Genomic DNA, 7,761 nt, shown 5'->3' with positions numbered 1-7,761 from the left:
GGGTTGTATTGCGGTTTGAGGACAGGTTTTTTGCCTTGCAACTATCGAAAAAAGAGGTTTTTTCACAGCCTGACGTTTTGCGGCTTTGCGAAGGAGCGGATTAGAAAGACTAAACTTTCAATTATGCACTAATGTTAGCAAAACCATTTTTTCTATTTGCTAATTTATAGTTTAAAAGCAAATAAAAAATGGTTTTGCGGATTGAAAGCATAAATGTCGAACTTTGCACTTAACCCGCTCTTTTGCAAAACCGATGTTGGCGGTAGTTTTTTTATCTTATTTTGTGTAGGATTTCTTTCAGTTTGGGTTCAATATTTAGTTCATCAAATAGTTTTTCCGATAAATTTAATGAGTTCTCAAAAGCCAAAACGATGTTTTTGGGATTTAAATCTGATGTTACTTTTTTATACGCTGAATACCAAATCGTGTCAATGTCCTTTTCGAGACTTTTAGTCGGACTTTCCCAATGTTGCGTTTTGCTTGTTCTTGCTCTTATAAGCCAAAGCAAGTATTTCTGCACATTTGATAAACTGTGATGAGCGTGAGCAAATTCTTCTCGTTTAATCAAGTTGCTTGTTGTCAGTACAACATTCAGTAATGATTGGCTTAACCACAAAATATTTTCTTTTGTTATTCTTTCGGGCGATTTCGTTCCGATTTGATTGAGCGTTTCAGTTAAAAGTCCGTCTTTGTCGATTAAGTTCATCTGGTCAAAATCACTAAATGCAACAATTCCGTCCCAAGATTTGATGATTTTAATTTCCTCCGTTTTTAAAAAATGAAATTCTCCTCTGACCATATTCTTAAAAATAGCCACTTCGCTTCCATATTCGTTTGTAAAATATAAAGCCACAGGATGAATTTGGTTTACCCATTTTTCTGTCGAGAAATTTTCTTTATTTTTCAAAAAGATGTAAAATTCAATATCAGAATATTTGTCTCCTTCGTTTTTGGTAAATGAACCATACATAAAAACAGCGGAAACATTTTCGTCTTGTTGCGCTATAGATTTTGTTTTGTTAATCATTTGTAACTGTGTCATTTTTTCTAATTTTTAAAAGTTGATAATAGAAGTTCGCATTACTTTTTGAAAGCAATGAAAAAGTTTTACGTTGTTTATTTTGGACAGTTACTTATAGCTTCATCGGATTATACTTTTTTATGTTCAACATTCTGTTTGGTAAAATTACCGCCAACTTGTATATACTCGCTGCTTCATAGCGAGTATATATCCCATTTTGGGTGTATATACGCTGCTGAGCAGCGTGTTTTTACAAATATAATGATTTGTCTCACATTTTGTCCGCTTTGTTGATTATAAATTCCCGCAGCGTTTCGAGCTGGATTTCCAGTTTCTGAATGATTGCCTCTTTCTCGGCAAGCTGTTCTTTCAGCGCTTTTTCGCGAATGGTTTCAAAACGATACGGCAAGTATTCACCCAGCTGGGCTATAAAATTGTGTTTGAGTACCAGACTCAGCTTCCACAAAACGGCAAACTGCAGGGTGTCCCTTTTGCAATAAGCTGTCAGGCCTTTTGGAGCTATATTCAGCGCTCGGGCTACATCGGCTTTAGTTACTAGCTGCTGTGAAATGTGATAATTGATAAAATTCCCAACCACTGGGTACTGTTCGCCTCTTTGTAGGCTGTATTTTTTATTATTGACTGTCATATTGTTCTTTTTAAGTTATTTATGGGGTAAAATGGGTGCTAGACCATACCGTTATACCCCCCTATACCCCCTTTTTTAGGGGGTATCACCCCCTATAAACATCCCCTATACCCCTTGTTTTAGGGGGCGCTAGGGATACAAAACAGGGTGTTTACTCCCTGTTTTAGGGAGTTAAGCCCCTAATAACAGGGTGGTATACCCCCATTTGTAGGGGCTTTGCGGTGTTTTTTAGGGTGTATCACGCCATAAAACCATCCCTGCCACACCCTTTTTTCATCCCCGCCAGTGACAAAAAAAGCCCCATATCAAATAATGGGGCTTATTACCATTGTGGCGGCTGTTTACTGCACCGGCAATGGAGGTGCTGTATTGACGGCCGAACCGCTATTGCTGGCAAAACGTTTTTTGAGCTGGTCTACTACACTCTCTGCACCGGGAACTCCAGCATCGGCCGCACCGCCAAAGGCTTTATACAGCGAAAGTGCCGCTCCGTAAGCTTCGCTCCCCGCCAGCATTCTGGTATCATCAACACGCTGAGAGAGCTGGTTTGCCAGTGCGGCGATTTCGTCCAGCTGGGCAAAAAGCGCAAGATCATTTTTCATGTTGGCTACCGACAGATAGGACGGAACAAGCGTTGGGTTGCTTACACCCGCATTGATGGCATCCTCGGTAAAAGCTTTGTTACTCACATCGATAGCGTTTAATGATTTTCGTTCATCGGCCGTTAATCCAACCAGAAAAGGAAGGTTGGTCAGGATAGTTTGAAACGCAGCTTTGACTGCTGTTACCTGTGCCGCCGTTGCTGTAATGTTGAGACGGTTGTTGAGTAAATTTGACATAAATAGTTGTTTTAATGGTTATTACAATTTTAATGTAAACCAAAACTAAACTATTCTTACTTTTTAACATAGCTTTTTTCTTGCTAAAAACAACAATTTTGTTAAATTTATAAGGAAATAACTACTGTAATTTTGAATTGCAGACAAGCTGAACTGATTCTTGGGTCTAAAAATAGAACGCCGATGACACGGATTAAACGGATCTACGCAGATAAAAATTTGTCTCAATCATTTTTTACATAAAAAATCCGCGCCAATCCGTTCAATCAGCGTCATCTGCGTTCCATCATAACAGCAGATACTATTTATCTTAAATCATTTTACATAAAAAATCCGCGCCAATCCGTTCAATCAGCGTCATCTGCGTTCCATGATAACAGCAGATACTATTTATCTTAAATCATTTTACATAAAAAGTCCGAGCCAATCCGTTCAATCAGCGTCATCAGCGTTCCATGATAACAGCAGATACTATTTATCTTAAATCATTTTACATAAAAAATCCGTGCCAATCCGTTCAATCAGCGTCATCAGCGTTCCATGATAACAATTATACCCAAGGCTGCTAGAGATTCAAGCTCGCCTTAAACATCCTGAGTTCTTCCCACGAAAATGTATCGCCATGTTTTTCTTTTAACGGAGAAACAGATTCTTCTGCGTATCCCTCAAAAGCATGGGTAAGCGCTAGGATTTTGTCCTCGGGCAGTACTTCCTGAATGGTAATGGTTCTGGACTGCACCAGCTTGGTCAGGTGCGACAGGATAGTGTCCTGATTGTATTTGCGGATGAGCGCAATTTCGGCAATGGTTTTCTTTTCGAGCCAAAGCTCATAAGTTAACTGCACGGTCGATTTTTTGGGTTCCTTAGTGCCTGATTTTTTAGACGAATAACGGTCTGCATCATTTTCATCATCAATCAGCGTGATATTAGCTTTCTTAAAATCTTCGGCTGCACGTTCCATCCTGGTGGTTTTGTATTGCTTGATTTCGGCCGAAGTGAGTTTTTCTTTTGAAATTGCTTCGCCGTTTACCAAGGCTGCCATCATCAGCTTTGCTTTCATCAGCTGCAGAATAGCTTTGGTCTGCAGATCATCCAGAATAACAAGTTCGTCATAAAAAGATCTGGCTTTTTTCAGCCGTTTTACTTCCTCAATTTTCCAGAGGATCTCATACAGCAGCTGATCCATTGGTTCCATAAAATAATTATAGGCAGCGTTAATCCTGTCCGATATGTGGCTGTATTCCACCTGTTCACTGTGGAACAATTTATCCAGCTGCACTAAAAACCTGGACGAAGGCTCAAGCAATTGCCAAATAACCCCCGCCTGATTTTTGGCCCAGGCGGCATGCTTGGATTTTGCTGAGTTTTCGGCATCTTCATTGTAGCTGAACTGATGGTTGCGCCATTCTTGTGCCAGTTCATTCCAATCAAAACTGTTTTTCAGATAGTTAAGAATAAAATTCTTTGTTTCGCGTTTCAAGGCATTGGCCAGAGTTTCATCAGAGGCTTTGTTTTCGGCATACTCCATCACATCCTGATCATTCGAAATACCATTCATCCGCATCGGAGAAAGCAAAATGAGCCCATTTAAGGAACGCAAACGCGATAATGCTACATAGGCCTGCCCAGGGAGAAAAACCTGCGATACATCGAGCACAGCTTTGTCAAAAGTCAATCCCTGGCTCTTGTGTACCGTAATAGCCCACGCCAATTTTATGGGATAATGCACAAAAGTTCCCAGAACCTCCTCCTCTATTTCCTTAGTCAGCTCATTTACAGTATATTTGATGTTCTGCCATTCGTATTTATCCACTTCGATTGTTTTGCCCTCATCGGGAAAATGTACCCAGATCTCTTTTCGGGTCATTGTTTTTACAATTCCCATTTTGCCGTTAAAATAATTTTTCTCCTGCGAAGGATCATTTTTTACAAACATAATCTGCGCACCTTCCTTCAGCTGCAGATTGGGATCTACTGGGTAAATCTTTTCAGGGAAGTCATCCGTAATCTGAGGCAGAAAAGTCATAGCCTCACCTTCTAAATCTTCAAGAGCCTGGGCATTCATCACATCGGCTTTGACATTATGGGTTGTCAGAGTGATATAACCTTTATTTGCTTTCAGGTCAAAATCGGGTTTTACAAATTCATTCAGCGTCTGAATGTCGCTGGCCGTAATTTCATTGTTCCGAAGATTATTCAAAACCGAAATGAAACGGTCGTCTGTCTGGCGGTATATTTTGGACAGTTCTATATACAAAGGCGGATACTGCTGCATGACATGGGCATGAAAAAAGAATTTGCCACGGTAGTAATTTCGCAGTGTACGCCATTCTTCGTCACGGATAATGGGTGGCAGCTGCAGTAAATCGCCAATAAATAAAACCTGAACCCCGCCAAAAGGAGCCGATTTTTTCCGGACACTCTGCATCATAAAATCCATAGCATCAAGCAGATCGGCACGAAGCATACTGACTTCATCAATAATAAGCAGTTGCATATTTTGAATAACTGCCCGTTTCTGGCCGCTCATCTTAAAATGCCTGCGGAGTGTTGCCCTGGTTTCAAACTTCGTCGAATCCGAGAACTGCGGTGCTGAATTGTCGGGAATGAAACCTCCAAAAGGCAATTGGAACATCGAATGAATCGTAACACCGCCTGCATTTAATGCCGCAATACCTGTGGGTGCCACAACCACTGTGTTTTTGTGTGTGGTGGCAATGATTTCTTTTAAAAGCGTGGTTTTGCCCGTTCCTGCCTTACCGGTCAGGAATACAGACTGCTGGGTCTGGTTGATAAAACGCAGGGCATAAGAAGCGGCTTCAGAAATGGATTGCATGGAAAAAAATTTAAACGAATAAAAAAACCTTCAACTAAAATAAGATGAAGGTTTTATAGATTTATTGAGACTGAAATTATTTTTTTACTTCCTCAGTTTTAGGAGCCGACTTGTATTTGTCGTTCAATAATTTTATGATGTCTTTGGTAATATCATAAGAATCTTTGGCATACAAAACAGTAGCAGCGTCGCCAGTACCGTAGATATAATCATATCCTTTTTCTTTACCGTAATCTTTGATGAATTTTTTAACTCCTTTTACAAGAGAATCCATTTCTTTACCGCTTTCCTGCTGCAATTGCATTTGCAAGCCTTGCTGAGCCTGAGCTAACTGCTGCTCTCTACGCTGTAATTCTGAACCTTTTTTCTGAGCCCACTCTTGACCATTTGCTTGAGCATTTGCTTGAAAATTAGCAGCTTCCTGCTTAAATCTGTTGATTTCAGCTTCTAGTTGTCTTCCTTTTTCAGCTGCCTGCCCTTTATATTTTGCTTCTAGATCTTTCGTTTCGTTATATTCTTTCATCAGCTCTGCCGTATCCACATAAGCCGTTTTAAATTCCTTTGCTTCTGGAGCTTTTTTATCACAAGCTACAAGTGATATAGAAATTGCGATAAATAATAATACTTTTTTCATTTTGGTGTATTTCAAGTTTTTTATGTATGGTTGACAAAAATATAAAAAAATAGATAGTATTGATAAAAAGTTTTGAAAATGCTAACGATTTAAATGCTATCAATTTTAATTATAAATAAGATTATTTTTAATAATTTTTAGCTATTATACAGATATTTAGAATAAATCTTTTTGATGGTCTTATTTATTGCTGATAATGTAAATATGAGATGAGTATTCCATATTTCGGCTAGCTTTCCAGTTCGATTTCAACCCTATCAGGAATGCTTTAATATAGTTCATTTTACCGCTTTTATATTTCTCAGAAAGCAGACTCACATAAAATGAGTCAAATTTCATCGGTAAAACCTTTTGTAATTGCATATTTTCCTTTGCAAATAGCAATTCAATCGCTTTTTTGGAAAAATGCCAAAAATGAATCGGCACATCGTAAGCAGCCCAAAAATTACCATAATGTCTGGCATCAAAAGATTTGAAATTAGGTACTGCCACAATTAAAGTTCCAGTGGGTTTTAGTAATCGCTTCAGTTCCTTGATTTGTTCTTCCAGATTAGGCACATGTTCCAAAACATGCCACATCGAAATAATATCAAAAGAATGACTTTGCAGTTCTGAAGTATTTTCGACAAAATTTACTCCCTTACTTTTTGCGATTGCTTTTGCTTTATCACTTGGTTCGGTTCCCATAGTTTTCCAGCCGTCTTTTCCCGCAACAGCCAAAAACTCTCCGGTTCCTGCCCCAATATCCAAAATAGATCCTTTTGAAGATTGATAGGAATTGATTAAATCCAATTTATTTTTTAACGCAATATTTTTAACAAAATGATATGCTTTTTCAAATAATGACCTTTTGGAATCAGTATGTGAAATATAATCGGCACTTTCATAATAGCTGCCTAAAATATCTAAACTCGGCTGCGGATGTGTGATCAGCATGTCCAATGAGTCATCATGATACAAATCAAAAGTTTCTTGCGAAACAGAATAATCTTTTACAGTAAGGAAATGTTTTTTGTTTATAATATCCATTGCTTTTTAATAATAATTCCAGCTCCTATTTGAAAGCTGAAAAGAAATTCTTTTTTTAATTTAATTGGAATTAAAAGAACATCCGTCAGCTATTCTCTCTTCCATCTTATTTTTACTGCGGAAATTTTATCATTTTCCATTCGTATGTTTTTGTCAACTGAAAATCCATTTTTAAAGTAAAAATCTATTGGAGACCAATATATCTCCCCATTTTGTTTTACATTATTCGAATTATCAATTACCCAGCCGTTCAAACTGGGTTTTTTATTTTTTAATTCTTTAAGCAAAAGTGTTCCAAAACCTTTTCCCTTATTCTTTGAATTCACAATAATTCCAAACCAGTCTTCCTGCTCTCTGACAAAACTAAAAGCCCAGCCAAAATTTGATTAAATTCATCTGCAAGCAACAAATGATTTGTTTCTTCTAATCCTTTCAGATAAACTTCAAATTCGGATATTTCTCTTTCAGGATACTGCGAATTCCAAAGATCAAACAATGCTAATTTTTGTTCCAAAGATAAAATTTCAGTTTCAATAATTTTCATTTGAAAATTGTATAATTCAGTTTATCCAGCAAATATAAGCCTTACGGCCGTAGTTTCACGTGGAACAAAAAAATTTTGGTGAAATCCAAATCTCAAAATCCAAATCTCAAAATCCAAATCTCAAAATCCAAATCTCAAATCTGAACTCTCAAATCTGAACTCTCAAATCTGAACTCTCAAATCTGAACTCTCAAATCTGAACTCTCAAA

8 protein-coding genes are annotated in these 7,761 nt (G+C 37.8%); all 8 read right to left on the bottom strand.

The window, feature by feature from the left end; all coding sequences use genetic code 11:
• Window positions 1-271: 271 nt before the first annotated feature.
• Window positions 272-1,042: a lincosamide nucleotidyltransferase Lnu(H) gene (lnu(H), locus tag ABEG11_RS13565; RefSeq protein ID WP_188601790.1), complete on the bottom strand. Its 771-nt coding sequence runs from the start codon at window positions 1,040-1,042 to the stop codon at window positions 272-274.
• Between the two features lie 250 nt (window positions 1,043-1,292).
• The gene (locus tag ABEG11_RS13560; RefSeq protein ID WP_348824700.1) at window positions 1,293-1,670 is read right to left on the bottom strand and encodes a hypothetical protein; all 378 of its coding nucleotides are present in this window, start codon (window positions 1,668-1,670) and stop codon (window positions 1,293-1,295) included.
• 341 nt (window positions 1,671-2,011) lie between these two features.
• Window positions 2,012-2,509, bottom strand: a complete 498-nt coding sequence (locus tag ABEG11_RS13555) for a hypothetical protein (protein WP_348824699.1) — start codon at window positions 2,507-2,509, stop codon at window positions 2,012-2,014.
• 565 nt (window positions 2,510-3,074) lie between these two features.
• Window positions 3,075-5,345, bottom strand: a complete 2,271-nt coding sequence (locus tag ABEG11_RS13550; protein WP_348824698.1) for a helix-turn-helix domain-containing protein — start codon at window positions 5,343-5,345, stop codon at window positions 3,075-3,077.
• Between the two features lie 76 nt (window positions 5,346-5,421).
• On the bottom strand, window positions 5,422-5,979 hold the full coding sequence (locus ABEG11_RS13545; protein WP_348824697.1) for an OmpH/Skp family outer membrane protein: 558 nt from the start codon (window positions 5,977-5,979) through the stop codon (window positions 5,422-5,424).
• 180 nt (window positions 5,980-6,159) lie between these two features.
• Window positions 6,160-7,008: a class I SAM-dependent methyltransferase gene (locus tag ABEG11_RS13540; RefSeq protein WP_348824696.1), complete on the bottom strand. Its 849-nt coding sequence runs from the start codon at window positions 7,006-7,008 to the stop codon at window positions 6,160-6,162.
• Window positions 7,009-7,097: 89 nt separating this feature from the next.
• On the bottom strand, window positions 7,098-7,334 hold the full coding sequence (locus tag ABEG11_RS13535) for a hypothetical protein (RefSeq protein WP_348824695.1): 237 nt from the start codon (window positions 7,332-7,334) through the stop codon (window positions 7,098-7,100).
• The gene (locus tag ABEG11_RS13530; protein ID WP_348824694.1) at window positions 7,331-7,552 is read right to left on the bottom strand and encodes a hypothetical protein; all 222 of its coding nucleotides are present in this window, start codon (window positions 7,550-7,552) and stop codon (window positions 7,331-7,333) included. Before ABEG11_RS13530 ends, ABEG11_RS13535 begins: the two co-directional genes overlap by 4 nt.
• Between the last annotated feature and the right edge of the window lie 209 nt (window positions 7,553-7,761).

The organism is Flavobacterium aestuarii, assembly GCF_040049115.1.
Classification (GTDB): domain Bacteria; phylum Bacteroidota; class Bacteroidia; order Flavobacteriales; family Flavobacteriaceae; genus Flavobacterium; species Flavobacterium aestuarii.
The sequence above is the reverse complement of the archived record's forward strand: the minus strand, read 5'-3'. Positions and strand labels throughout refer to the sequence as shown.